At 36.5% G+C, this 21,577-nt stretch carries 22 protein-coding genes; 18 read left to right on the forward strand and 4 right to left on the reverse strand.

Annotation, left to right across the window (positions count from 1 at the left end; genetic code table 11):
* The first annotated feature begins 104 nt into the window (after window positions 1-104).
* The 10 genes from ACKXGF_RS02935 to betB all read left to right on the forward strand — a co-directional run bounded on the left by ACKXGF_RS02935 (window position 105) and on the right by betB (window position 11,105).
* Window positions 105-575, forward strand: coding sequence for a GNAT family N-acetyltransferase (locus tag ACKXGF_RS02935; RefSeq protein WP_411954788.1), 471 nt, complete (start codon window positions 105-107; stop codon window positions 573-575).
* Between the two features lie 1,320 nt (window positions 576-1,895).
* Window positions 1,896-2,234 carry a YesK family protein gene (locus ACKXGF_RS02940; RefSeq protein ID WP_411954789.1) on the forward strand — a complete coding sequence of 113 codons (339 nt, stop codon included), beginning with the start codon at window positions 1,896-1,898 and terminating at the stop codon, window positions 2,232-2,234.
* Window positions 2,235-2,526: 292 nt separating this feature from the next.
* On the forward strand, window positions 2,527-3,240 hold the full coding sequence (locus ACKXGF_RS02945) for an alpha/beta fold hydrolase (protein ID WP_411954790.1): 714 nt from the start codon (window positions 2,527-2,529) through the stop codon (window positions 3,238-3,240).
* Window positions 3,241-3,571: 331 nt separating this feature from the next.
* The gene (locus ACKXGF_RS02950; RefSeq protein WP_411954792.1) at window positions 3,572-4,297 is read left to right on the forward strand and encodes an ABC transporter ATP-binding protein; all 726 of its coding nucleotides are present in this window, start codon (window positions 3,572-3,574) and stop codon (window positions 4,295-4,297) included.
* Between the two features lie 107 nt (window positions 4,298-4,404).
* Window positions 4,405-4,611 (forward strand): hypothetical protein, encoded by a 207-nt coding sequence (locus ACKXGF_RS02955; RefSeq protein WP_411954793.1) that lies wholly within the window; start codon window positions 4,405-4,407, stop codon window positions 4,609-4,611.
* Between the two features lie 33 nt (window positions 4,612-4,644).
* Window positions 4,645-6,147, forward strand: a complete 1,503-nt coding sequence (gene istA, locus ACKXGF_RS02960) for an IS21 family transposase (RefSeq protein WP_411953786.1) — start codon at window positions 4,645-4,647, stop codon at window positions 6,145-6,147.
* Complete coding sequence (istB, locus tag ACKXGF_RS02965) at window positions 6,144-6,869, forward strand: IS21-like element helper ATPase IstB (protein WP_411953787.1); 726 nt, start codon at window positions 6,144-6,146, stop codon at window positions 6,867-6,869. The genes istA and istB (ACKXGF_RS02965) overlap by 4 nt, the downstream gene beginning before the upstream one ends.
* Before the next feature lie 43 nt (window positions 6,870-6,912).
* A complete protein-coding gene (locus ACKXGF_RS02970) occupies window positions 6,913-7,548 on the forward strand; it encodes an ABC transporter permease (protein WP_411954794.1) in 636 nt (211 codons plus the stop codon).
* 320 nt (window positions 7,549-7,868) lie between these two features.
* Window positions 7,869-9,554 carry a choline dehydrogenase gene (betA, locus tag ACKXGF_RS02975; protein WP_411954795.1) on the forward strand — a complete coding sequence of 562 codons (1,686 nt, stop codon included), beginning with the start codon at window positions 7,869-7,871 and terminating at the stop codon, window positions 9,552-9,554.
* A gap of 78 nt (window positions 9,555-9,632) precedes the next feature.
* The gene (gene betB / locus ACKXGF_RS02980; protein ID WP_411954796.1) at window positions 9,633-11,105 is read left to right on the forward strand and encodes a betaine-aldehyde dehydrogenase; all 1,473 of its coding nucleotides are present in this window, start codon (window positions 9,633-9,635) and stop codon (window positions 11,103-11,105) included.
* A gap of 52 nt (window positions 11,106-11,157) precedes the next feature.
* Here the strand turns inward: betB and ACKXGF_RS02985 are convergent, their stop codons facing one another.
* Together ACKXGF_RS02985 and ACKXGF_RS02990 are read right to left on the reverse strand one after the other, a co-directional pair.
* Window positions 11,158-11,625, reverse strand: coding sequence for a hypothetical protein (locus ACKXGF_RS02985; RefSeq protein WP_411954797.1), 468 nt, complete (start codon window positions 11,623-11,625; stop codon window positions 11,158-11,160).
* A gap of 528 nt (window positions 11,626-12,153) precedes the next feature.
* Window positions 12,154-12,315 carry a hypothetical protein gene (locus tag ACKXGF_RS02990; RefSeq protein WP_411954798.1) on the reverse strand — a complete coding sequence of 54 codons (162 nt, stop codon included), beginning with the start codon at window positions 12,313-12,315 and terminating at the stop codon, window positions 12,154-12,156.
* A 170-nt stretch (window positions 12,316-12,485) separates the two neighbouring features.
* On the opposite strand from ACKXGF_RS02990, the gene ACKXGF_RS02995 reads away from it, so the two are divergent.
* The 6 genes from ACKXGF_RS02995 to ACKXGF_RS03020 all read left to right on the forward strand — a co-directional run bounded on the left by ACKXGF_RS02995 (window position 12,486) and on the right by ACKXGF_RS03020 (window position 17,342).
* Complete coding sequence (locus ACKXGF_RS02995) at window positions 12,486-13,364, forward strand: helix-turn-helix domain-containing protein (RefSeq protein ID WP_411954799.1); 879 nt, start codon at window positions 12,486-12,488, stop codon at window positions 13,362-13,364.
* Window positions 13,365-13,731: 367 nt separating this feature from the next.
* Entirely contained in the window at window positions 13,732-14,856 is a 1,125-nt protein-coding gene (locus ACKXGF_RS03000) for a S8 family peptidase (protein WP_411954800.1), read from the forward strand.
* A gap of 375 nt (window positions 14,857-15,231) precedes the next feature.
* On the forward strand, window positions 15,232-15,387 hold the full coding sequence (locus ACKXGF_RS03005) for a hypothetical protein (RefSeq protein ID WP_411954801.1): 156 nt from the start codon (window positions 15,232-15,234) through the stop codon (window positions 15,385-15,387).
* A 78-nt stretch (window positions 15,388-15,465) separates the two neighbouring features.
* Window positions 15,466-15,744 (forward strand): hypothetical protein, encoded by a 279-nt coding sequence (locus ACKXGF_RS03010; RefSeq protein ID WP_411954802.1) that lies wholly within the window; start codon window positions 15,466-15,468, stop codon window positions 15,742-15,744.
* Between the two features lie 153 nt (window positions 15,745-15,897).
* Entirely contained in the window at window positions 15,898-16,632 is a 735-nt protein-coding gene (locus ACKXGF_RS03015) for a hypothetical protein (protein WP_411954803.1), read from the forward strand.
* A gap of 11 nt (window positions 16,633-16,643) precedes the next feature.
* Window positions 16,644-17,342 (forward strand): ATP-binding cassette domain-containing protein, encoded by a 699-nt coding sequence (locus ACKXGF_RS03020; RefSeq protein ID WP_411954804.1) that lies wholly within the window; start codon window positions 16,644-16,646, stop codon window positions 17,340-17,342.
* A 109-nt stretch (window positions 17,343-17,451) separates the two neighbouring features.
* Here ACKXGF_RS03020 and ACKXGF_RS03025 read toward each other — a convergent pair whose 3' ends face one another.
* A complete protein-coding gene (locus ACKXGF_RS03025) occupies window positions 17,452-18,405 on the reverse strand; it encodes an ATP-grasp domain-containing protein (RefSeq protein WP_411954805.1) in 954 nt (317 codons plus the stop codon).
* Window positions 18,406-18,715: 310 nt separating this feature from the next.
* Between ACKXGF_RS03025 and ACKXGF_RS03030 the strand changes: the two genes are divergently transcribed.
* Window positions 18,716-19,240 carry an N-acetyltransferase family protein gene (locus tag ACKXGF_RS03030; RefSeq protein WP_411954806.1) on the forward strand — a complete coding sequence of 175 codons (525 nt, stop codon included), beginning with the start codon at window positions 18,716-18,718 and terminating at the stop codon, window positions 19,238-19,240.
* A gap of 207 nt (window positions 19,241-19,447) precedes the next feature.
* Window positions 19,448-20,512 carry an HD-GYP domain-containing protein gene (locus ACKXGF_RS03035; RefSeq protein ID WP_411954807.1) on the forward strand — a complete coding sequence of 355 codons (1,065 nt, stop codon included), beginning with the start codon at window positions 19,448-19,450 and terminating at the stop codon, window positions 20,510-20,512.
* Window positions 20,513-20,810: 298 nt separating this feature from the next.
* Here the strand turns inward: ACKXGF_RS03035 and istB (ACKXGF_RS03040) are convergent, their stop codons facing one another.
* On the reverse strand, window positions 20,811-21,575 hold the full coding sequence (gene istB / locus ACKXGF_RS03040; RefSeq protein ID WP_411954808.1) for an IS21-like element helper ATPase IstB: 765 nt from the start codon (window positions 21,573-21,575) through the stop codon (window positions 20,811-20,813).
* Between the last annotated feature and the right edge of the window lie 2 nt (window positions 21,576-21,577).

Raw genomic sequence — 21,577 nt, forward strand, 5'->3', positions numbered from 1 at the left:
ATTGTTTAATTCTACTTGACGGTTACACCCCTTAATTGGACTGCTATTTGTATATTAAATTGTAGACTGAAATAAATAACTAAATTGAATAAGTGGATGTGGTTATGGAGGTAAGGTTAGAGAAAGCAACTGATAAAGATGCACAATCTATTTTTGACATTCAAGTTAAAGCTTTTGTGCCACTTTTGCATAAGTATAAAGATTATGAAACTAACCCAGCAAATGAAACTGTCGAAAGAGTGATTACGAGAATAAATAATCCTAATGGTGTTCTTTATAAGATATTAACTGATAATAAACTTGTAGGTGCTATCTGCATTTTATGGAAGGAAAACTTACAATTCTGGATAAGCCCGATGTTTATTCTACCTTCTTATCAAGGGAAAGGTGTAGCTCAGAAGGCTATAACTTCAATTGAAAACTTGTACCCCCAAGCGATCACTTGGGAGTTAGCTACAATTTTAGAAGATCAAAGAAATTGTTATTTATATGAAAAAATGGGCTATAACAAAACAGGAGTTAGTAAAAAGTTAAACGATCATGCAACGCTTATTTATTATAAAAAAACTTGTTAACGTTCATGTGCCAAATGGTGGCAGTACTTGAGGAAAAGTGAGCGATTTTCGATAAGGAATTTGCCCTTTTTTTTGTAGGTTTTCATTAAATATTTTGACTTTACTAATTTGGCTGTATTTACCGTGGGAATATCAACTCGAAATACAAGTGAACATTGATATACAATGAAAAATGAACATCAAATTACTATGTAATTCAATGCTCATTTAATAATAAATTTTTATTATTTCTACTCCAAAACTGAACTACTTAAGTTATTTTGCCTCGCTTTTGATCCCGTTTTTCAGACTTCTCGTCATATGTTTATATTCAAGCAATGTTTTTAGTTAAAACGTTTTATTTTCATGGTAATATGATCGCTATCAATATAAAAGTTAGATTCCAAACAAAAAATACAGAACTGCAAATTAGTAGAGTAATTTTCGCATTCCCCTGTTTCAAGAAAAAAGTCAATATCAAACTTATACCAGCATAAATTAAGGGGAGTGATAGTCCCACTGGGCCTTTGAGACCTAATGTTACTAAACTAAAAAATTCATAATCAAGTTTAGCCAGCATCCATGGCAGAATACTGAGTATAGACAGCATAGCAGATATGACTACCAAAAGGGCTTGCATCTAAAAGAACACCCACTTCCTTTATAAATTTTGCATTATAAATAATTTCACGTTCTTGGGCGCTTTTTCATTATGTAGTGAGCAATAATAAGTAAGAAAGTTATTGTAAAAACGTATTCTAACATAACTCAGTCTAGACAGTGTGAAATATTTTATATGAATCAAATATGATTATTCCTATGTTATAAAAGAAATAAACGCATTCCATTGTCATACATGTAAAAGTAAACTTTATCTGGTTCTTCTCTAAAAATAACACTAGCAGTTATGCTCGGTTTGGATCTGTGTACAGAAATTTCACTAAATTCCTCTTCCTGGTAACCCTCATTTTCAAGATAAGCAACTACGTCATTTTATCATACATCTATCCTTTCAAATTGATTAAGTAATTAAGGGAACACTTCGTTTTACTAATTAAATACCCGATGTATGCCATCTCGAACCAGCTTCCATGTAATCCATTAAACGGTTCGCTCCTAATCGCACCACTTATATTAAGTATATAGAAAAGGCGTGTATTTTGGGTGACTGTTTAATCTTGTTTGTAGAAATCTGTTGAATCTAGTTTAGAGTTTATTAATAAGGCATATCCAGAAGAAAATTTTCTTATGTAATTTGTATTGGCTCTCTAGTCATAATTAGACATTTAAAAAGGAATTTCCTGTTAAATGTTGAAAACTAGGAATGAAGGAGAGGATTGGTTGTATTTTTTACTTGTAGCTGGCTTAATGCTAGGTTTGTTAGTTTATGGTTTCTTTTTTATCATTTCGAAATTTAAGGAGCAGTATTACTTAGCCCCATTGCTGACATTTTTCACGGCATTTGTTGTTGTAATTTATGGTTTTTTCTTTGTAAGGGGATTCGAAGGGATGAGTTATACGTTTTTTTCAGTCGGAATCTTTCTAGTTAGTGTATTGGGAATGATCGTGTTACCTTTATTGGCTAAATCATCTAAGCTTACTAAGATTACGATTTGGGATAAGATAGGTCTAATCATTTTTCCGGTGACTTTTTTCACAATCATATTCACTTTGACTTGAAGTGATGATTATTGGTATTAATTCGGTAAAGTAGAATAGAGCATGACTCAATTTACTTGGCAGGTTAACGGAACAGTGAAGCCGTTATTTTTCTAATTCATATGTAAGGTGAAGCGAATGAGTAAAATTCGTAGGAAACTTGGATTGATAAGCTGAAATCCAATATAGACAATGGTTAATCTTCTCTAAAAGTAAAGAATTTGATATAGCAAGGAGATGCAAATTTTTTGTGTGATGAAATGGACTAAGTAAGGTTTATGGTAATTCAATACTGAAAGGAGAATGTTTTCTTATGATTTTACATACAGAAGTATCCGGAACAGGGGAAGAGGTTGTTTTTCTCCATACAGGTTTGCAAACAGGAAAAACGGAGCTTGATGTGCAAAAAGATTATTTTAAACAAAAATATAAGGTCATCCTACCAGATTTACGAGGGCATGGAAAATCTGTATCGCAGAATCTAACTAATTATTTTCATGACTCTGCGAGAGATTTAGCCGAAACCCTCGAAAACTTAGGTATTCATTCTGCTCATATTGTCGGATGTTCTATAGGAGCACTCGTTGGATTAGTAGTTGCTAAAAATCATCCAGAGAGAGTAAAGAGTTTAACGTTATCTGGCATTATTCCAGAAAAACCAACTGATTGGGATGAAATGGATAAGGAAGAATCAGAAAATATAGCAAAAATGTTAGAGAATCCAGAAGCTGTTGCTTATTTTGATAATATTCATGACGGTGACTGGAGAGAATTGCTAGATTCCATCCTAGGTGAAGATTGGTATCCATTTGAAGAGACAAAAGATTTGGCTTCGCTCGAGATGCCCGTTTTATTTATAGTCGGTGAACAGAATGAACATGAAACTATTGGAGTGATTAAATATCCTAAAATGAATAGAAATATTCATGTGTCAATCATTCCTTTCGCAGGTCATGTTGTGCATCTGGATCAGCCTGAAATCTATAATAAAATTGTTGAAGCTTTTTTGTTAAATCAGAATCACTAACAGCAAAAGGATAGGCACTTGTTCGATTGTCGTACTTTAGGAAAATGTGGAGAAGGATTTCTTCTCAGCAAAAGGCGCTTTCCTACCGTCGACGTAGAGACCAAGAGTCTGGTGTTAGAATGCATCCAATATCAATTAAAAAAGTCACAATTAATGATTTTAAAATTTTAGAAATTATATCCTAAAATTAACAATATTATGATACAGTTAGATTAAGTAAGTCACTAATGAGGTTATAAAAATTTAGGACTACCTAAAGTAAATGGAAGTCCACCATTATTGATCGACTTATAATGTCTATTAATTAATCAAAAAGCAGAGGAGTTTTAATGTGACAATTTTAATAGCCGAGGATATTAATAAGAAAATTAGAGGGAAGGAACTCTTAAAGAATATTAATCTTTCTTTGGGACAGGGAGAAATCATTGGGTTGATCGGAGAGAATGGCGCCGGAAAAACAACGCTGATGAATGTGCTTTTGGGTTTAACAGACTATCAAAGTGGTGTTATGAGAGTCGAAGGTAAGGAAGTTCCTAATTTAAATCATTCTTCTATTAAAATAGGTGCTTTGATTGAACAACCTGGAATATATCCCTTTTTAACGGGTTATGACAACCTAAAATTGTTTCATGAAGGAAGTGATAGTGAGGAAATCAATCAAATAATCAATGATTTGAATATGTCTGAGTATATACATAAAAAGGCTAAAACTTATTCATTGGGAATGAAACAGAAATTAGGCGTTGCTCTATCCTTCTTAAATCATCCTAAAATGATTTTTTTAGATGAGCCAATGAACGGACTCGACCCTCAAGCCATTCGTGATGTACGTAATGCCATTTTAAAACGTGCGGATGAAGGGGTTTCATTCTTCATTTCAAGCCATATTTTAAGTGAATTAGAGAAGGTGACCAACACACTTTTAATTTTAAATAATGGCGAAATTATTTCAGAAACGACTGTGGAAGAGATTAAAAAAGATGCCGAAGACGGTGATTTAGAAACGGCATTTTTACAAATTTTAGACGAAAAGAGATCTTCCAGCGGCGAGAAGTAGAATAGGAATGTTCCCATAATTCATAAACAGCTTAATTTAAAATAATGGGAAATCTTACGGAATTAAAATAAAAAATGTAAAAAAGCATTTAAGACGGGAGAAATTACATGGGTATATTGATCAGACAAGAACTTTTCAAATTATATAAAAAGAAATCGACTTTCATTCTATTTGGTGCTGTAACATTAATAATGATTTTAATAGCCATTACGGCTAACTCAACATCGGATTTTTTTGACGCAGAGAATATGTTTACATCTGCATTTGGCGCTTACTGTGTAATGCAAAATAAAAGTACAGAAGTTTGCAACTAAAAAGTACACAACACTGCAATCAAAAAAAAAGACTTGCCAGCCCAATCAAATACCACTACTGTTATTGGTGTCGAATCAATTAAACAGTGGAGGTTGAAAGGAATGCTGGCAATGTCTGAAATTAATTGTATCAAAGTTTTACGAAATCAAAAATCAAAATCCGTCAATTCAATCGCTGAAATGCTTGGTATTAATTGGCGTACAGCTAAAAAGTACGCCGATAAGGATTGGGTGCCTCAAGAAAACGTGCAACCCAAACAAGGCATGATGCATGAAGAAGGATGGGGTGAGATCGTATCGGATTGGCTTATAGAAGATTATAAACTACCTTACAAAAAGCGTCGTACGAATAAAGCTATTTTTGCACAATTACAAGCCATTGGCTTTGAAGGCTCATATCGTACCGTTTGCCATTTTATTAAAGACTGGCGTGAAGGAAAGATCAACGATGATTCCACGAAGGATAAGGGGTACGAAAGGTTACAACATCCTCCAGGTGAAGCGCAAGTTGATTTTGGCTTGTTAGAAGCTGTTAAAGATGGTCAATATGTCGATGTTCATGGTTTGTCCCTTAGTTTACCTTATAGCAACGCAACTTTTTGTGTTCCGTTACCAAGTGAAAACCAAGAATGTTTCTTAAAAGGGCTAGAAACTATTTTTAAACAAATGGGAGCCGTTCCTAGAGTGCTAAGAATTGATAATTTAAAAGCAGCTGTTATTAAACCTAGGGGACGCCATCAGGAAGTTGAATTCACCCATGAACTCCATCAATTTTCAGCATATTATGGTTGTGAGATTCAAGCTTGTAATCCCTATAGTGGCCATGAAAAAGGTCATGTCGAAAATAAAGTTGGTTATATTCGATATAATTTCACAACACCTGCACCTGTCATGACGTCATATGAACAACTCACAGACTGGTTGGAGGACCAACTGACACAAGATCGCCAACGCCAACATTATGTAAAACAACAAACAATTGAAGACCTTTATCAAGATGAACATCAACACATGCTTCATCTTCCTGATCAAGATTATCCGATATTTAAAGAAAAATGGGTGAAAGCTAATAAATATGGGGAAATTGTGGTCGACCAAGTCAAAGTACATGTACCTAAGAGCTATAATTTTGGACAAGTTCGATTAGTGCTTTATTGGGATCAATTTAAAGTCACATCTCCTAACGGAGAGATCCTTATGAAAGATGTTAGACCGTATATGCATAAAAGAAGACAAATTCCTTGGCAAGGTATTCTATCCTCTTGGCTGGATAAGCCAAGAGCCATAGAGTATTCACGTTACCAACCATACTTGCCGGTTCGAATATTTGAATATATCCGGATTGAGGATCATCGTTTAAGAAAAGAAAGGCTGCGTTGGTTGATTCATCAATTGGCCCAACATGATATGGAACAAATTAATGATCAATTTTATGACTTAATAGATAACGATCTACAACCTGAACACGACGACCATCCATATGATGTTGACTGGAGCCTTTATGATCAAAACATTCCAAGGGGTGAGTCAACATGACGCGGGATATTAAAGCCATGTGCAAGTCACTAAGATTAGCGTATGTAGCAGACGTTTATGAATCAATACCATTTGAAACAAAAGAGCAATTTTTAAAAGAGCTATTTGAAAAGGAATTCGCTTTAAGGGAGGAAGCCAGAGCGGACCGCTTAATGAAGAAGGCGAAGTTCTTACATGTTAAAGAACTGGATGATTATCATTGGGGAAGCCATATCCATTTTCCTCAACAATTAGATAAAGATGAACTGATTTCCCTCAGTTTTATCAAACGCGTCGAAAATGTCATCTTAACAGGAGCACCAGGAACAGGTAAAACCCATCTAGCAACAGCGTTAGGCCGGGAGGCTTGTCGAAATGGTTTTGAGGTCCGATTCTTCCGTGTTTCAGATCTCGTTGATCAATTAGATAGAGCGTGGCAAGACGGAAAATTACGAAACTTTAGGAACAAGTTTAAAACGGTTGATTTAATCGTATTAGATGAAATGGGATACATTCCATTCGGAAAAGAAGGAGCAGAGCTGTTATTTCAACTCATCTCTGAGTGGTATGAACAAAAAAGCTTAATGATCACGTCCAATTTAGAATTTAGTCAATGGAACCGGATATTTTCAGATTCACGTTTAACAGCTGCCTTAGTGGATCGCGTGATCCACCATGCGCATGTACTAAACTTCACTGGAGATAGCTTTAGAGTGAAGCACGCACTATCTAATCAAGAATAGCGAAAAAGGGCTGGCAATCTTATGTATTTTTGATTGCAAAACTATGTATTTTTCTCTTGCAAAATACACTTACGCTTGGATTGTTTTTATTATGATTATTCAAGCCAGTACAATTATTACAATGGAATTCCAATACGGAACAATTAAAAACTTACTTTACCGTAACTATACTAGAACACAGGTTATTATAAGTAAGTGTATTACTTTGTTTATTTACTCGATCAGTCTATATGTAAGCACGGCTATTATAGCCATCATACTAAAATTTCTTGTATTACCGGATTTAAGCCTTTCACAAAATGTGAATGGAGAAATGAGCTTAATACAATCGTTTCTATTTACTACATTAGGTAACTTTATAGGTGTATGGTTGATCATTAGTTTAGTACTATTATTATCTTGTGTTTTTAGGAATACAGCGGTTTCCGTTGTGATTGGTATCATATTCTATTTTGCTACTTCCATTGTGTCAGGTATCTTGTTCTTGGCTATTGAAAAATGGGAATGGGTCAAATGGAATCCTTTTAACATGTTGAATTTGAGTAACCAAATCAGTAGTGACGGCGACATTGCATCAATGACCCAGTTATCCGTAGCTCAATTATTTGTAGGAAATATCATCTATATCATGATTTTCTTACTCCTGGTTTTTGTGGTCTTTAGAAAAAAGAATGTATAATAGAAACTAATATCATCTCCATCAACAAAAGGTTCACAACCACTAACAAGGTGGTTGTGAATCTTTTTTATTCTCAACAACTTAAGAAGTAAAATAGTGCGAAAATTTAGTTTCTTCCGCTAAACTAGTTTATATAGTTTACAACCTCCTTAGAGTATGGTAAATTAAAATTGTTAAATTCGTTAAAAAATAATTTAATAAAATTAATGCGACAATGAATGACTTATTTTTTTCATGCAAACAACCCCCCCTTTTTAAACATATAAAAGTCATTCGTTGTTGCCCTAATGTTAGTTCAAATAATCGAGGAGGTTTTTCATATGGCAGAACGATATGATTACGTTGTAGTTGGAGCTGGTAGTGCGGGCTCGATTATGGCAAACCGTCTGAGTGAAGATGGAAAATATAGTGTGTTAGTGTTAGAAGCAGGTCGTAGTGACTATGCGTGGGACCTATTAATTCAAATGCCGGCTGCGTTACCATTCCCGGCTGGTAAGAGTTTATATGATTGGAAGTATGAATCAGATCCGGAGCCTTACATGGGTGGTCGTCGTATTTCGCACGCTCGTGGTAAAGTATTAGGTGGATCAAGTTCAATCAATGGTATGATTTATCAACGTGGTAACCCAATGGACTATGAACGTTGGGGTTCTGATGAAGGGATGGATGATTGGGATTATGCCCACTGCCTTCCATACTTCAAACGTTTAGAAAATACGGTCGCAGCGGACAAAGAAGATCCGTATCGTGGCCATGATGGTCCGTTCACCTTAACGCGCGGCCCGGCGAAAAATCCGTTGTTTAAAGCGTTTTTCGATTCAGCAGTTGAAGCGGGTTATAATCGCACGCCAGACGTTAACGGTTACCGTCAGGAAGGGTTCGGTCCGTTTGATAAGCACGTCAGTAATGGCCGTCGTATGTCAGCGTCACGTGCTTATTTACGTCCAGCGATGAAACGTAAAAACTTAACGGTTAAAACCCGTGCGTTCGTGCAACATATTGACTTCAGTGGTCGTCGTGCGCAAGGGTTAACGTATAAGCGAAACGGGAAAACGCATTATGTTGAAGCAGGTGAAGTGATTCTGTCAGGTGGGGCGATTAATACGCCGCAATTACTTCAGTTATCAGGTGTCGGTGATGCAGAGCATTTACGTTCAGTTGGTGTTGATCCAGTTGTTCATTTACCAGGTGTTGGTGAAAACTTACAAGACCACTTAGAAGCGTATATTCAATATGAATGTCCAGAGCCTGTTTCAGAACAGCCGAACTTGAGTAAAGCAAAAATGCCTTGGATTGGCTTGCAGTGGATTTTCGGCCGCACGGGTCCAGCTGCGACAAACCATTTCGAAGGTGGCGGCTTTATTCGTTCGAACGAAGAAGTAGATTATCCGAACTTGATGTATCATTTCCTACCACTTGCGGTTCGTTATGATGGTCAAAAAGCCGAAGCGGATCATGGTTTCCAAGTTCACGTTGGACCGATGTATTCGGATGCGCGTGGTTCACTTAAGATCCGTTCTAAAGATCCGAAACAACATCCAAGCATGGTGTATAATTATCTTTCAACGGAACAGGATCGTCGTGAGTGGATTGAAGCGGTTAAGATTACCCGAAAGATTATGTCGCAACCAGCGATGTCAAAATATAATGGTGGCGAGATTTCACCAGGACCAGATGTACAAACGGATGATGAGATTTTAGACTGGGTCGCAAAAGATGCGGAAACGGCTTTACACCCATCATGTACAGCGAAAATGGGGCCTGAATCAGATCCGATGGCTGTTGTTGATCCGAAGACGATGAAAGTTCATGGCTTAGATAATTTACGTGTCGTGGACGCATCAGCTATGCCATACGTCACGAACGGGAATATCCACGCACCTGTTTTAATGTTAGCAGAAAAAGCAGCGGACTTAATTCGTGGCAAGAAACCGTTAGAAGCTGAGAATCTACCGTATTACCGTCACGGTGTCGACCCTAAAGATGCAGGGGCAGTTGAAGCCTAAAATTTAGACAAGGCGCTGTTTATTTATTAGCAGCGTCTTGATGTTATATTAAACCTTAACCAATAGGAGTGGATCTTAATGACGTTAAAACAAAAACAATACATTAACGGGGAATGGGTTGACGCAAATTCAGGCAAAACGCGTGACATCATTAACCCGTATAACCAAGAGGTCATCGCAACTGTTCCAGAAGGCGATGAAACCGACGCACAGGAAGCAATCGCAGCAGCGCGTAAAGCGTTTGACGGAGGAGAATGGGCGACAATGCCAGCGACAGAACGCGGCAAGATCGTACGCAAAATCGCTGACTTCATCGAACGTGACCGTGAAGAACTAGCGCGCTTAGAATCATTAGATACAGGAAAAACGGTAGAGGAAAGCCGTGGCGATATGGATGACATCGCAGGCGTTTTCCATTATTACGCGGAAATTGCAGATAAAAACGGTGGTGAAATCATTGAATCTCCACTACCGAACTCGATTAGTAAAGTTGTTCATGAACCAGTTGGTGTATGTGGCCAGATCACACCGTGGAACTATCCACTGCTTCAGGCATCATGGAAGCTAGCACCAGCCTTAGTAGCGGGTAATACACTGATCATGAAGCCAAGTGAAATCACACCACTGACAACGCTTAAAACATTTGAGTTAATGGAAGAAGCGGGTGTACCGAAAGGCGTCGCTAACCTTATCCTTGGCGCCGGTCATGATGCAGGCGCCGAGCTATCAACGAATCACGATGTCGACTTGATTTCATTTACAGGTGGTATTGTGACAGGTAAGAAGATTATGCAAGCGGCGAGCACGAATGCGAAGAATTTAGCGCTTGAACTAGGCGGGAAAAATCCGAATGTGATTTTTGCTGATGCTGATTTTGAACTAGCGGTTGATCAAGCATTAAACGGCGTCTTTTTCCACGCAGGTCAAATTTGTTCAGCGGGTACGCGCCTGATTGTTGAAGAAAGCATTCACGATGAACTAGTCGAAGCTCTTGTAGAACGCGTAAAACAATTCAAAATCGGAAGCGGATTTGATGAAAATACACAAATGGGACCACTTATTTCTGCAGAACATCTAGCAAAAGTCGAGAAATACGTTGAGACAGGCATTAAAGAAGGTGCGACTTTAGCTGTTGGCGGTAGTCGTCCAGACGATCCCGAATTAAAAGACGGCTTCTTCTACTTGCCAACGATTTTCACCAACTGCACAACAGATATGGAAATCGTTCAAGAAGAAGCATTCGGTCCGATTATTACTGTCGAGAAATTCACACGTGAAGAAGAGGCCGTGCAACTCGCGAATGATTCGATTTACGGCCTGGCTGGTGGCGTATTCACTAATGATGTCGCTAAAGCTGAACGCTGCGCTGCGAAAATGCGCATGGGTACCGTTTGGATTAATGAATTCAACGTTTACTTCCCACACGCACCATGGGGTGGCTATAAACAATCAGGTATTGGTCGTGAACTAGGTAAGCTCGGTTTAGAAGAATATACTGAAACAAAACACATCCTCCAAAATACGAAACCAGAACCACTTAACTGGTTCTAAAATGCAACCCCTCTCACTTGTTCATCTTTGAATAGAGTGAAAGGGGTTTTTGTTATTCTCTTATAAATTCATACTCATTTTCCATAGCTAAATTTATATTCATATAAAATTTTTGAAAATGGCTTACTTCATTATCATCTGGCGGTTGAAAGTCAAGATTATTAATTTCTGCAGAATACTTACTAAAGTCTTTTTTACTTTCTTCTAAGTTAAAACCAATTTCTAAGTGTTCATTGTTGTTTTCAAAACGAATTGTAAATTCTTTATCATCACGATCCAATTCATATGTGCCTTTTCCAAGTTGAGTACTTGTGAATTCATTTTCATTCAAAAATTCCAATGTCAGAAAAGTTTTATACCAATCATCATCATCAATCTCTTCTCTAGATACATCTGGTGGGATCAGACTTATTGCTTTGTGACTAATCGTAAACGTTTTTCCAGATAAATCATTTTTACCATCACAAGCTGGTAAAATAAATAAAGTTAAGATTGTTAGGAATATTAATCCTTTTTTCATAACGAATCCCTCCTTTCTTAATAGATATTACTTTGACCGAATTTCCATGTACCACTGAATGTAGTGTTAGTTACGCCAATCCTAAGAGTAAAACCGATTAAAGTCAAATAATTCAAAAAATTAACTATATTTATTTTTAGTATCCACAAACCCAGTCCATGCAACATAATCACGGCTTAATTGTACTTAGATTTGCACATTGATTTTCAATTTAATGAAACTCAAGTGATTCGACATGAGTTGATTAATAGGGGATTTTTAAGTATGATGATGTTAATTGTATTGAAGGTTCCATGTATAACTCGAAAATGTCCATCCTCAAGGTTTTACTTCATAAGTATTAAAGAGTCCGCTTAATATTAAACCATCATTGTCCCTAATCTGCATTGTTACAAAATTAGAAAAAAAGTACAGAACCATGTTTGCGATTTCACATGATTCTGTACATCATAACAAAATGAATCAACTGGTAAATTCATAAGTGTTTCCTGTTATTCGGTACTAAAAATTTGTAACTATAACTTCATGTTAATCAATAGTACCTAAATCATCTTCAATTTCTCCGCTGGTCGTAACGTAGTTGTCATCCAGGCTTGTCGAATCACTAGCTGACAAATCACCAGCAGAGTACGTTGAAGTAAATGAAACGATTAATGAAAGACTGAATAAGAGATAAAAAACTTTTTTCATGGTAAACCCTCCTTGTCATATATAAATAAATTATATAACATTATAAAAATATCAGTATTAACTAAATATAAGCAATAGTTAAATAATTTAAAGTGTTTAATACGATTATCTAGCACAGACATCACAAAATATAAAAATAGTTATATTTTAATACTGAGGAGGAAGCATGGATGGACGAACAACGGATCGGGGAAAAAATAAAGGATCTAAGAAACTATTATGGCCTATCACAAAAGGAATTGTCAGATGGGATCTGTACACAGGCTTATATTAGCCAAGTTGAATCAGGCAATAAAAATGTAGCTTCACATATTTTATACCAGTTAGCTGAACGACTCGGTGTTGATGTGGATTATATTTTGTTTGCATCTAATAATGAGAGATTTGATTATATTATGGAGGTTGAACGGCAAGCTAGGGCACTAGTTGAAACTAAAGATTTTCATTCCCTTATGAATTTAGTTAAAGCGGAAGAAAATAGCCCTTTGATGGAGGTGGCACATTTTCATCAATTCTTACTTTGGCATAAAGCGATTGCGATTCGTTACGTCGAAAATAATCTTGACCAAGCCTTATTAGTGCTACAAGATGCGTTGAAATTAGCCAAAACGACTAATAAAACAGCTTCTGAAAGAGAAGTGCATATATTATCTAATATCGGTAATATATATGCTGAAAAAGAAGAATATTTATCGGCAATAGATTCTTATGAAACAGCTTTAAGCAACTTGAGGCTAATACCATTATATGAAACTAAATTAGAGACAGGTCTATTATATAATTTAGGAAGAGTCTACTTGATACAAAATCAGATTGATAAAAGTTTAGCATGTTGTGATGAGGCTATTCTATTGTGCAAGAGACATTTCACTTTTCATGGATTAGGAGAGTCTTATTTTATTCAAGGGCATTGCTATAAAACATTGGATGATCTTGAGGCAGCGCGAACGTGTTTCATGAATGCTAGAAGTTTGTTCAGTGTAATTGATCATGAGAAGTTTGTGGAAAAAGTAGATAATCAATTGAATAAATTACAAGATTGCGAGTAGTTTCGACATAACTTGCCAAAAAAAAGACAAAAATTATTACTATTCTTATAATTATTTAGTTTATGAAAGTAATTAGTAGTATTTCTAATATAATCGATTGACATGATGCGTGAGTCCAAACGCATCATTTTTTTGTCTGTGATAGTGTAACTATAACGCTCATTAACTTCTTCATAACGCATTGTTAATCAATCTGAATCTCAAGCTAACAAGTGATCAATCAAGTAACCAAACGTAGTCTACTATTTTGTAATTGAAAAAGCAAGCCATCGAATAATCTAGTTACACATGCAGATGTTGTGTTGAAGTTAGTGGTGCGAATCAAAGTTATGATGTAAAAGTCATAACAAAAATTTGGAAAGGGGACATGATTGTGAAAAAGTTAATTGTTGTCGTGAGTATGCTGGTATTATTTTTAGTGCCGATGCATACGGTGTTCGCTGAAGAAGGTAATGGCCAAAGCACTGACGAATACTTGGTGCAGTTTGATGGTCCAGCTAAGAAAGGTTTGCTTAATGCTTTCGGTGTCGAGGGTGATAAGGTCTTACATGAATTTGATTTGTTACCCGTCTATCATTTGGAATTAACTGAAGGACAAGCAAATGGACTAAGTAATCATCCCCAGATTAAATTTGTTGAAGAAAATGCAGAAGCAGAAGCATATGCTCAAGATACACCTTGGGGAGTTCCCCATGTAGAAGGTGAAACCTCACAAAACAATGGGTACACTGGAGAAGGTGTTGATGTTGCGGTTCTAGATACTGGAATCGATCGATCACATGAGGATCTAAATGTATCAAGTGGCCACTCAGTTTTTGGTGATTCACCTTATGCTGATGGACAAGGACACGGCACACATGTTGCAGGTACGATTGGTGCGAATGATAACAATACAGGTGTTGTTGGCGTTGCTCCTGATGCATCGTTACACGCTGTTAAGGTGTTAGATGACGATGGTAGTGGTTCGTATGCTGGGATTGCAGAAGGAATTGAGTGGGCTATTCAAAATGATATGGACGTTATTAATATGAGTTTAGGTGGTTCTTCAAGCTCTTCAATTCTAGAACAATATTCAGATATGGCTTACTCTGAAGGTTTATTAGTTGTAGCTGCAGCTGGTAATAGTGGTAACTCATGGGGCTGGGGTGACACAGTTGGTTACCCAGCAAAATATGATTCGGTTATTGCCGTAGCAGCTGTCGATCAGAATAATAATCGTGCAAGCTTCTCTAGTCATGGTCCAGACGTCGAATTAGCGGCTCCTGGCGTTAGCGTGCAAAGTACAGTGCCAGGTAATGGCTATGATTCACTAAATGGTACATCAATGGCTTCACCACATGTAGCTGGGGTTGCAGCTCAAGTTTGGGAAGCGAAACCAGGTCTGACGAATGTTGAATTACGCTCGTTACTACAATCAACAGCAAACGATTTAGGTAACCCAGATTACTATGGAAATGGTTTAGTTCAATCTTACCACGCAATCAGTCAGTAATAGGTTGATAGATTGAGATATTAATTATATTAAACATTCAATAAAAAGCTTGCTGGGGCAGTAGAGCTCGGAAAGTAGGAGTTAGGAATTTAAATTTCTAACTCCTATTTTTATGGTAATCTGATATAATATGTAAAAATGATTGATTAAATTTGGAATTTGATACATACATAGTGTAGCAATAATGAAGGAAATTAAGTGTTTTCTATATTACTCTTTGAAAGGAAGGTTACATGATGAGAGTCCAAAATTAATTTAAGAGTGTTATTCAATTAAAGTAGCGAGTTAAGTGAATTATGGGGTCTAATTCATTTTCATCATGCTGACGGCTTAAATAAAGACATATGTAATACGGAGTGGAGGGGGGGATTAATAATGTTAATAATTTTGATGATTATTTCAGCTCTGTTGGGCGGAACATTTTTAGTGACGCTTGGAATGTGGGAATTAAAAAAAGGGATTAACAAAGAAAGATATATTGTATATATGACAATTGGATTGTTTTTAATATTGGTCATTTTACGGATTTAGAATTGTCAAAGCTATGTCACTAGTGGATACGATTCATAGATGAAATGGTATTGATTACATATTTGGGGGGGTACTAACATGGAAGTTTATTTTTTAGAAACACTAATATTATTTATTGGAGTTTATCTACTCTTTGCGGTCAATAAACTAGATGGTCGTGTTAAGAACATGAATTATAATCTAGAACAAATTTCTAAAAAAGTTGATGTCCCTGAAAAGCCAATAAATAATGAATTAAGAGAATTGCTTGATGAAGGTAATGATGTCGAAGCGGTAAAAAAGGTTCGAGAAACAATGGGGCTTTCATTAGTGGAAGCTAAACAGTATGTTGATGCCTTAAAACTTGAAAGTAAATAGGTGTACTTAAACAAACGAAAGCTTAGCATTTCTTGATGAGGAGTTTGAATAGATTAAAATTATTAAGATATTGCTTTTAATGTTATATGCAATCGGGTCAAATATAATTGTTAGTATAACTAATTTGAATTTGTTTCTCGAAAGGAAGGTTATATGACCAAGACGTATGAATTTTTTATTTTGTTTTTAAAAGAAAATATTTATAATAAGATGATTTTGTTTTGGGTCGTCCTCATTCCGTTAATCTTTTTCTTCATTAATCATAACGACTGGTTTGTTAATCAACCTCAAGATCAACAAGCATACATACAATTATCCTTCTTTTGGAGCTTCATGATTTTGGTTTCGGCGGTGATTAATACAGCTATTTCCCTTTTTATGATGCGTGAAGAAGGGTTTATGAAGATGTTTAGTTTTATTGCAGGGTCAAAACGCTCAATTATTTTCGGAAAAGGTTTAGCGAACTTGTTGTTTTTGATTGTATCGATGATCGTGTTCAATTTAGTCGTTGCTTTGCTATTTCAAATGAATCCATTCATGTTGATTATGAATAGTTTACTCTTAATTGCTGTGACCTTTATTCCAGTAGTGCTGTTCTTTTCGTGGATCATGACCTTACCATTTAAGGAGGATTCGATTGCGCCGGCGTTTAGTTTGCTGACCATCGTTTTAATGTATCTAACGAGCGATATGGTTGGGGTGCAATCTCCGTTGTTTCTAATTAATCCGGCTGAGTTTATTTTGCGCGTATCTGAAGCGGTTATTATTTCTGATGTTGTGGATGTAATGAATGTGTTGACCCTGGTCATCGTAGGTTGCATATATATGATCATTGGCCTAGTAACCATTAAGCTTGCGAATTTAGAATCCAGGACGATTCGACAATAGGAGGTGTTGGTGTGGAAATTGTGAATACGGATTTTCGATATCAAGAGGGCGGAAGAAAGATTCTAGAAAATGTTAATGTGAAATTAAAACCTGATCAATTAAATGTCGTACTAGGGTTGAATGGGTCGGGTAAGACGACGTTGTTTAATATTATGGCTGGTTCGCTAAAACCAAATGCTGGTGAATTGAGTAAATGGGTGAAGAAGTCTGAAATAGCTTATCAAGTCCAAGGGGTTCCGTTTCTGAATGCATTGAAAGGTAAAGATTTGGTGCGATTATTTTTGAAGACGGCCTCGAGACCATTTGACGTGAACAATCCTGTCTTCTTCGATGGGATGAATGAAAGAGAGCAATCACTTGCTAAGCATTTATGGCATTTGAAACTTGGTGATATGTCACTCGGCGAAAGAAGATGGTTGATGGTGACGGCGATGTGTGCACTTGATCGGAAGCTATACATATTTGATGAACCAACATCTGGTGTTGACCCTGACTCGCGCTTAAACGTGTTAAATCGTTTGGAGTCTGTTGCTAATAGTTCTGGTCAATACGTTGTCATGTCAACGCATACGTTACAAGAACTGGGGCATGTCAACTGTCATATCTTTTTGGTACATGATGGTAGAATCGTTTTTGAAGGATCTTATAGCGATTTAACATCCGTGCATCAGAATCCTGATGAGGCGTTTCGTGAGTTGGTTCGGAGTTGATCGTTAATACAATTTAGATCGGAATATAAGTAGAACTTTGGTATATAAGTTCGACATAGATATAGAAAATCGCACGAAGGATCAAGTCCTCAGTGCGATTTTTGTTTATTTATCCGACGTGCTGTTCGTTCTTTGTTTGCTGATTGAGATAGTGCGCAAGTGTATTGGCGATTGCTTGCATGCCGTATTGTTCGACTTTAGCTTCGGCGTCTGAATTGTAGTTGGTATTTGTGTTGACGTCATATGTGTAAAGATATCCGGCTTCATCGCGAATGAATTCAATACCCGCAAATGCAATGTTATTTTGTTTCAAAAACTGCTCGTATTGCGTAATGATTGGATCATCAAATTCTGTGATGATTTGAAATTTGTCGCGCGTATTCTCAGTCGTCATGCAAAATTGGTCTTCAATCGAGCAAGCATCAGCTGGGCATAATTCGAAACCTTCTGATGTGTCGACGTTTACCGCGTAGAAAAACTGCCCATTAATAAATTCGCACCGTGTGATCGATGAATCAGGTGACTCAATATATTGTTGCAGTAATGTGATGCCATCGATTGGCTCTTCGAAATCGTCTGAGTACACGTACTGTTTTAAGCCTTCGACGCTATAAAATAATTGCACACCAAGCCCTTTGCCAGCGCGATTATGTTTCGTAATGAACGGGGTTTCCATTTGTTTCGCTGATTCGATTAATTGATCTTTACCAGTAGTCACGATTGTTTTCGGTGTGCGAATTCCGGCTTTTTGCAAGGCGCTATATTGTCTCGCTTTGTTGATTTCTAAATCGAGCGCGTGGCTGCCATTTAAGACGACACGATCATGTTCTTCTAGCCAAGCAAGCACTGCTGAAGTGAATTCGGGAGCATATCGGTGTGAGCGAGTATGTGATGATGCGCTCATGCGATTATAGAAAATACCTTCAGGTGGTGCCTCGGATAAATCGATCGATCCTTGGTCGATGAACCAATCTTCATACGGCACGCCTAATGCGTCGAGTGCTTCGAAGAGGGGTTCTGACCATTCTGCGTTTTCATGGATCACGTGTATTTTTTGAGTCATTTCGGAAAACTCCTTTAATTCTGATGTGTTTACTAGTATATTCAATTTTTAATGAAATGCCAATTAAAAAGTTTTGTCTCTTGATTAATTGGTTTTGGAGTAAAAGAGTGATTTGCATCTTTATAGAGACGCTTCATCTATGAAAATGTAGTTTAAACTATGTGAATAATAGATAAGGATTCAATAGAATTAATATTTATATGGTAAAATAATTTAAATAAAGTTGTTTTAATAATTATAAAGTAATGGTGGAGAAGCACTGATTATAAATAGGGTCTTTCAAGATTAAAATGACAATTGTGGAGTGATAATGTTGATAAGGGAAGAAGATGTTGTTATTCGACAAGCAAAATTAGAAGATGCTTCAGAGATATTACACATACAAGAAGAAGTGGTTTCCGAAGGAGATTTTCTGACAACTGTATCAGAGGAATTTAATAAGACAGTAGAACAGCAAAGAGATTGGATAGAAAAAGTTTTAGAAAACGATAAAGATACAATGTTGGTTGCTGAATATCAAAATACGATATTAGGTTGGATCGTGTTTTTGTCATCAAACAGAATAAGGCTTTCTCATACTGGATCAATTGGAATGATGGTGAAGAAAGATTTTAGAAGTATGGGAATTGGAAAGTTCTTGATGAAACGTATGTTGGTTTGGGCTGAACAAAATCAATCTATTGAAAAAGTTTCCTTGGGGGTATTTTCAACAAATAAAAAAGCAATTGATTTATATAAAGGTATGGGTTTTGTTGAGGAAGGTAGAAAGGTTAAAGAATTCAAATTCAATGAGAATGAATATGTGGATGATATTTTAATGTATAAATTTGTCTAAATGATATATCGCTAACATGGGTTGGGTTGTTAGTTGAAGAGGGATGAGAGTTACTCAATATTGCATGTGTTTTTATCTAACCCTTTGAATAACTGAAGTGACCATTTGTTGATCCTGCCCTTGCAGAGTACAATAATTAACTCGAGTAGTGTATAGCTATAATCTAATAGTAATAAAATGTGTAGCAAGGAGAGTTTATGCTTTATTATGCGAAATATAAATATAGAAAATGTTAAAGTAAACGATATATTAGAGCAAAATATCTATAACCTTAGTGGTGCTCGATTGATCACAGAAGGAACAAAACTCCAATCCAGAATGATTGAACGATTAAAAAAGATGGGGTATCGACGTCTAACGATACGCGATGAACGATTCGAAGGTGTAGACATTAAACTCCAGGAATCGTTAACTGAAGAAACAAAAATAAAAGCTATCTCGACTACAAAAGATGTATTAGAAAATTTTCATCAATCCGATCATGTTAGAAGCATGGAAGAAATTACAGATGTGGTGGAGGATATTTTGTCTGAGGTATTGTCAAATGATGATATTGGTATAGATATTACAAGTATCCAAGGCTATGATCTTGGTACATACACTCATTCAGTTTCCGTAACAGTGTTAAGTTTGTATCTAGCTAAGGAGCTAGGCTTAAGAAGGAGCCAGTTAAGTGATATTGCTGTAGGCGGGTTGCTGCACGATCTGGGCAAATTATATATTCCACAAGAGATTCTAAACAAGCCTGGTAAACTAACACAGGAAGAATTTGAGGTAGTAAAGAAACACCCCATGGATGGATTTGTGAAAATCAAGGATAAAATTAGCCTTTTAGCTGCACATATCGCCTTACAGCATCATGAAAAATATGATGGAACGGGTTATCCAAGAAATTTGAAAGGTGAAGATATTCACCTATACGGCCGTATTACGGCTATTGCTGATGTTTATGATGCGGTTACGATGGATCGTCCTTATAGGCCAGGGAGGACACCTGATGAAGCGATAGAACTACTCATGAGCAACGCTGGCACACATTTTGATCCAGAAATATTACCTTCTTTTTTGAAAATCATATCCCCTTATCCAAATGGGAAAATTGTACTTCTAGATAATGGAGATAAAGCTATTGTGACTGAACAGAATATTGGTTTCCCGTTGAGGCCGATTCTATTAATCTTTCAGTCAAACAACCAATTATTAACTGAATATAATAATTTGGATCTAAGTGTTGTAATGGATATTACGATTGTTGGGGTGGAAGATGAATAGTTGCCACTTTTAAACCGAAACAATTTACATAAATCCTTTCATATAAGAGGTTAAATATAACAAAAATAAAGGAAACCGTTACTATTAAAACGGTTTCTTTTTTTAATTGTATAAAGGCTGTGAAAATGATAATTAGAATGTATATAAAAATGGATATACATTCTAACTATCTCCCTGTCCCAGATTTGTTTGTTCTTATTTATGCGCTTTTCCTAAACTTTAACCTTCTTGAGCTATCAACTCGAAAGTCATAAGATGTAGATGTAAGCGTCAAGTAAAATTGAACACTTTTTGCTAATTAATTCTGAACACTTTCTTCCTGAAATATGGAAGTTCGATTCCTCATTCGATGACTATCCTCACCACGAAATTGGATGACTTCTACTCGATGTAGAACCCTATCCAAAATGGCTGTGGTAATCCCTTGATCACCTAATAACTCGCCCCACTCACTTGGACCCTTATTTGACGTCAATATAATCGAGGCTTTGTCATGTAAATCATTGATGAGATGAAAAAAGAGATTAGCTTCTCTTTGATCCATTGCCATAAACATGAGGTCATCAATAATAACCAGATTAGCGTTTCTTATTCGTTTCATTCTCATTTGGGCTTTTCGTGTGAATTCTTCAGCTTTTAAATGCCTCACGAGTTCTTCCATGGTTATAAACATGACCTGATAGCCTTGATCAATCGCCTCGATCCCAAGTGCTGTGGCTAAATGGGTTTTGCCGACCCCCGCTGGTCCTAACAGGACCAAGTTATATAATTGATCGACCCAGGTTAACTCACTTAACTGCTTCATTTGCTTTTGACTTAAGGTTTGTTGCTCATGAAGGTTGTACATCTCAAGTGTTGTGTGGGCAGGGAATGCTGCCCACTTCAATTGTCGTTCAATTTGTTTTTCTGAACGCCTCTTCAATTCATACGATGTTAATGCCGATAATAACTCTCGGTAAGTCCAGTCTTCGGATTCTGCTCGTCGAATAAGGTCAGGTAAATGGTCTGCTGTCTCTGACAAGCGCAACGTCTTAAAACGATTTTGTAATAGCTCTAATGTCATGA

Source organism: Alkalibacillus sp. S2W (assembly GCF_046764385.1).
Classification (GTDB): Bacteria; Bacillota; Bacilli; order Bacillales; family Alkalibacillaceae; genus Alkalibacillus; species Alkalibacillus almallahensis.

Bases quoted from the DNA above. Each gene is read 5' to 3' on its own strand.
- ACKXGF_RS03010 (WP_411954802.1), top strand. From the start codon at position 15,466: ATGGAAGTTTATTTTTTAGAAACACTAATATTATTTATTGGAGTTTAT.
- ACKXGF_RS03015 (WP_411954803.1), top strand. From the start codon at position 15,898: ATGACCAAGACGTATGAATTTTTTATTTTGTTTTTAAAAGAAAATATT.
- ACKXGF_RS03030 (WP_411954806.1), top strand. From the start codon at position 18,716: ATGTTGATAAGGGAAGAAGATGTTGTTATTCGACAAGCAAAATTAGAA.
- ACKXGF_RS02945 (WP_411954790.1), top strand. From the start codon at position 2,527: ATGATTTTACATACAGAAGTATCCGGAACAGGGGAAGAGGTTGTTTTT.
- ACKXGF_RS02955 (WP_411954793.1), top strand. From the start codon at position 4,405: ATGGGTATATTGATCAGACAAGAACTTTTCAAATTATATAAAAAGAAA.
- ACKXGF_RS03025 (WP_411954805.1), bottom strand. From the start codon at position 18,405: ATGACTCAAAAAATACACGTGATCCATGAAAACGCAGAATGGTCAGAA.
- istB (WP_411953787.1), top strand. From the start codon at position 6,144: ATGACGCGGGATATTAAAGCCATGTGCAAGTCACTAAGATTAGCGTAT.
- ACKXGF_RS02985 (WP_411954797.1), bottom strand. From the start codon at position 11,625: ATGAAAAAAGGATTAATATTCCTAACAATCTTAACTTTATTTATTTTA.
- istB (WP_411954808.1), bottom strand. From the start codon at position 21,575: ATGACATTAGAGCTATTACAAAATCGTTTTAAGACGTTGCGCTTGTCA.
- ACKXGF_RS03000 (WP_411954800.1), top strand. From the start codon at position 13,732: ATGATTGTGAAAAAGTTAATTGTTGTCGTGAGTATGCTGGTATTATTT.
- ACKXGF_RS03005 (WP_411954801.1), top strand. From the start codon at position 15,232: ATGTTAATAATTTTGATGATTATTTCAGCTCTGTTGGGCGGAACATTT.
- ACKXGF_RS02935 (WP_411954788.1), top strand. From the start codon at position 105: ATGGAGGTAAGGTTAGAGAAAGCAACTGATAAAGATGCACAATCTATT.
- betB (WP_411954796.1), top strand. From the start codon at position 9,633: ATGACGTTAAAACAAAAACAATACATTAACGGGGAATGGGTTGACGCA.
- ACKXGF_RS02970 (WP_411954794.1), top strand. From the start codon at position 6,913: ATGTATTTTTCTCTTGCAAAATACACTTACGCTTGGATTGTTTTTATT.
- ACKXGF_RS02995 (WP_411954799.1), top strand. From the start codon at position 12,486: ATGGACGAACAACGGATCGGGGAAAAAATAAAGGATCTAAGAAACTAT.
- betA (WP_411954795.1), top strand. From the start codon at position 7,869: ATGGCAGAACGATATGATTACGTTGTAGTTGGAGCTGGTAGTGCGGGC.
- ACKXGF_RS03035 (WP_411954807.1), top strand. From the start codon at position 19,448: ATGCGAAATATAAATATAGAAAATGTTAAAGTAAACGATATATTAGAG.
- ACKXGF_RS02990 (WP_411954798.1), bottom strand. From the start codon at position 12,315: ATGAAAAAAGTTTTTTATCTCTTATTCAGTCTTTCATTAATCGTTTCA.